The 3,094-nt window shown below is 71.5% G+C and carries 2 protein-coding genes; both read left to right on the top strand.

Annotated elements, in window-relative coordinates:
* On the top strand, window positions 1–545 hold a 545-nt coding region (locus tag G6020_RS11185), incomplete at its 5' end, for a histidine phosphatase family protein (protein WP_182610682.1).
* 101 nt (window positions 546–646) lie between these two features.
* On the top strand, window positions 647–3,094 hold a 2,448-nt coding region (locus G6020_RS11180; RefSeq protein ID WP_182610681.1), incomplete at its 3' end, for an AMP-binding protein.

Here is a 3,094-nt window from a genome sequence, read left to right as displayed (position 1 = left end):
TCACCGACCTCGGGCGGGACCAGGCGCGGACGGTGGGCGCCGAGCTCGCCGCCTCCGGCATCTCGCCGAGCGTGATCCTCAGCTCCGAGGCGGCGCGTGCCCGCGAGACCGCCGGCCTGATCGCCGACGCGACAGAGCTGCCCACCCGGGCCGTGCCGGGGGTGTACGAGGTACAGGCCGGACAGTACGAGATGAGGACCGGCACCGAGGCGCTGCTGGCGTACAACCGGCTCGTGCGGGACTGGCTGGAGCACGGTGACCTCTCCTCGTGCCTGCCGGGGGGAGAGAGCGCGCTGGACGTGCAGGAACGCGCGATGCCGTTGGTGACGGAGCTCCGCGAGAGCCACCTCGACAACGGTATCGACGTGGTGTTGGTGGTGCACGGCACCCTCATGCGGATGATCGCGGTGTTCGCCGGCGCCGTCCCCTCACAGTGGGCGCTGGTCAACCGGATCCCCAACTGCGGGGTCATCGAGTTGGCGCCGGACCGCGGTGGGTGGTCCTGTGAGCGGTGGGGCGACCACCTCGGACGCCCGCCGTTCTGACCGGCGGTGCGCCGGGCCGACCACCTTTCGCGCCCCGTCCTCCCCTCTGTTCGTGAACTGACCACTCCGACCAGAAGTCGCGCCCTAGTGTCAGACCCACCATGACCCTCAGCCCCGACATCCTCGCCGTCGCCCTCAAGACCGCGACGTCGTACGTCGTCAACGCGATCGAGGTCCTGCGTTTCGGCGGTCTCCAGACCGACGAGGAGTTCTCGCCGTTCGAGATCGCCACCCGTCGGCCGATGTTCCGGCTGCGCCGCTACTACGCGCCGGTGGCGGGGGTCGCGGAGCACGGACGTGTCGGCGGTGATGCGGAAGAGAGACCGCGCCCGCCGATCGTGCTCGTGCCCCCCATGATGATCTCCGCCGACGTCTGGGACGTCTCCCCGTCGACGAGCGCGGTGGCCGCGCTGCACGCGGCCGGCATGGATCCCTGGGTGATCGACTTCGGCTCCCCGGACCTCGAGGACGGCGGACTCGAACGCACCCTCACCGACCACGTGGTCGCCGTGAGCGACGCCGTCGACCTCGTCACCGCGGCCACGGGTCGCTCGGTGCATCTCGCCGGGTACAGCCAGGGTGGCATGTTCTGCTATCAGGCCGCGGCATACCGGCGCTCGCGCGACCTCGAGAGCGTCGTGACGTTCGGCGCGCCCGTCGACGTCCGCGGTAACGCCCCGCTCGGCGTACCCGAGGACCTGATCGTGAACGTCGCCCGCTTCGTCGCCGACCACGTCTTCAGCGATCGCTCGCTCCCCGGGTGGATGGCCTCGGCCGGGTTCCGTCTGCTCGACCCGATCAAGACCGCGCGTGCGCAGGTGGGTTTCCTTCGTCAACTCCACGACCGCGAGGCGCTGATCGGACACGAGCGGCAGCGCCGCTTTCTCGGCGGCGAGGGATTCGTCGCGTGGTCCGGACCGGCGATCGTCGACGTGCTCCACCAGGTGATCATCCAGAATCGGATGATGGTCGGCGGCTTCGTCGTCGGAGATCACGTCGTGTCCCTGGCCGACATCACCTGTCCCGTCCTCGCGGTGCTCGGGGAAGTCGACGAGATCGGCGTCCCGGCGGGCGTCCGGAAGATCGCGGCCGTCGCCCCCGGCGCGGACGTCTTCGAGTTCCCGGTCCGCGCCGGGCATTTCGGACTCGTCGTCGGCTCGACCGCCTCCTCGCTGACATGGCCTGCCGTCGCCGACTGGATCGACTGGAGAGAAGGCACCGGAGATCGTCCGAAGGGCATCGTCGAGGTCGGGCCCGACTCCGGTGGTGACCCGTCTCCGGGCACGGCGGTGATGCTCGCGACGGAAGGGGCGACGCAGATCGCCGGGGTGGGGGTCGGTGTGGTGCGCGGTGCCGGCCACCTCGCCGTGGGCACTCTGCGGACGACGCGGGCCCTGGGATACGAGGCGCTGCACGCCGCGCCGCGCCTGGTGCGACTGGGGCAGATCCAGACGGGGACACGCATCTCGTTCGCCAAGATCATGGCCGAGCGTGCGCGGACGCAGCCTGATGACGCGTGCTTCCTGTTCTCCGACCGCGTCCACACGTACTCGGCCGTCGACGCCCGGATCACGAACGTGGTGAGGGGGATGATCGAGGTCGGGGTGCGCCAGGGCGACCACATCGGTGTGCTCATGGAGACCCGGCCCTCGGCGCTGGTCGCGATCGCCGCGCTGTCGCGTCTCGGCGCCGTGGCCGTGGCGTTGCCCCCGTCCCGGGATCTGGCCGAACTGTTGACGCTCAGTTCCGTGTCCGAGGTGGTCGTCGACCCGGAGCACGCCGCCAGGGTCACCGACGCCGGGGCGCGGGCGCTCGTCCTCGGCGGCGGCGCGGACCGCGACCTGCCCGGAGACCTCGGCGCAGGGCTGGTCGACCTCGAACGCATCGACCCCGATGCGGTCGAGCTGCCCCGCTGGTACGTGCCGGACCCCGGCCGCGCCGGCGACCTCGCCTTCGTCGTCTTCACCCGCTCGACGGGAGCATGGCAGACCAAGCTCGTGACCAACCACCGGTGGGCGCTCTCCGCGTTCGGCACCGCCAGCGCCGCGCGCCTGACCGCCGCGTCGACGGTGTACTGCCTCAGTCCACTCCATCACCCGTCCGGTCTGCTCACCGCCGTCGGCGGGGCCGTGGCCGCCGGGTCCCGGATCGCGCTGTCGCGCGGATTCGACCCTGCGACCTTCGACGAGGAGATCCGCCGCTACGGGGTCACGGCCGTGTCCTACACGTGGGCGATGATGCGCGAGCTGGTCCGTCGGCCGGTGCATCCGGGCGAGACCCTCCCGGCGATCCCGCTCTTCATGGGATCGGGCATGCCCCGCGGGGTGTGGCGGCGGCTGCTGGACCGCTACCCGGGGACCCGGGTCCTCGAGTTCTACTCCGGCACCGAGGTCGATGTCGTCCTCGCCAATCTCTCGACGACCAAGCAAGGCGCGCGCGGCCGTCCGCTGCCCGGCACCGCCGAGGTGCGGCTCGTCGAGGTCGACCCCGACTCGGGCGCGATCAGGACCGGTCCCGGTGGCTACGCCGTGCCGAGCGGGGTCGGCGCG

This window comes from Dietzia sp. B19, from assembly GCF_014145155.1.
GTDB classification, from domain to species: Bacteria; Actinomycetota; Actinomycetes; order Mycobacteriales; family Mycobacteriaceae; genus Dietzia; species Dietzia natronolimnaea.
The sequence above is the reverse complement of the archived record's forward strand: the minus strand, read 5'-3'. Positions and strand labels throughout refer to the sequence as shown.